The organism is Stenotrophomonas sp. INTA L402-1 (genome assembly GCF_059295135.1).
In genome coordinates this window covers 1-960 of record NZ_JCAFWP010000099.1, presented here as the reverse complement: position 1 = coordinate 960, position 960 = coordinate 1, and the positions used below count along the sequence as shown (strand labels likewise).

General features: G+C 48.5%; 2 protein-coding genes. Both read right to left on the bottom strand.

Annotated elements, in window-relative coordinates:
• On the bottom strand, window positions 1-291 hold a 291-nt coding region (locus AC5O77_RS21675), incomplete at its 3' end, for an FAD-dependent oxidoreductase (RefSeq protein WP_494507160.1).
• A gap of 378 nt (window positions 292-669) precedes the next feature.
• Window positions 670-960 (bottom strand): flavodoxin domain-containing protein (locus tag AC5O77_RS21670; protein WP_494507159.1); only part of this gene is annotated, 291 nt, incomplete at its 5' end.

Sequence of the window (960 nt, the reverse complement as noted above, 5' to 3'; positions counted from 1 at the left end):
AGCTCGGGTAGCGCGAACCGCCGGTCCCTTGCTTGCGTTTAGTATCCTAAACTGGATACCCGCCTGATCGATCGCTTTCGCCATCAGACCGCCGAGTGCATCCACTTCTTTTACCAGATGTCCCTTCCCAATACCGCCGATCGCCGGGTTGCAGCTCATCTGCCCCAGAGTGTCGATATTGTGTGTCAAAATCAGAGTCTGTTGACCCATACGCGCCGCGGCCATCGCGGCCTCGGTGCCTGCATGACCCCCGCCAATGATGATGACGTCAAAAGGATCCGGATAAAACATGGTGATTGCCTCGCATAACGCGGTATGAAAATGGATTGAAGCCCGGGCCGTGGATTCTACTCAACTTTGTCGGCTTGAGAAAGACCTGGGATCCTGGGTATTAAAAAGAAGATCTATTTATTTAGAGATCTGTTCTATTGTGATCTCTTATTAGGATCGCACTGCCCTGTGGATAACAAGGATCCGGCTTTTAAGATCAACAACCTGGAAAGGATCATTAACTGTGAATGATCGGTGATCCTGGACCGTATAAGCTGGGATCAGAATGAGGGGTTATACACAACTCAAAAACTGAACAACCGTTGTTCTTTGGATAACTACCGGTTGATCCAAGCTTCCTGACAGAGTTATCCACAGTGGATCGCACGATCTGTATACTTATTTGAGTAAATTAATCCACGATCCCAGCCATTCTTCTGCCGGATCTTCCGGAATGTCGTGATCAAGAATGTTGATCTTCAGTGTTTCGCCTGTCTGTTTTGCACCGGAATTTTTGAGTTCTGCCTCGAGTTTATCGATAGCCCCACAAAAGGTGTCATATTCACGACTACCAATACCGATTGCGCCAAAGCGGACCGCAGAAAGATCGGGCTTCTGTTCCTGCAATGCTTCATAGAAAGGAGAAAGGTTGTCCGGAATATCTCCGGCACCGTGGGTTGAGCTGATAAC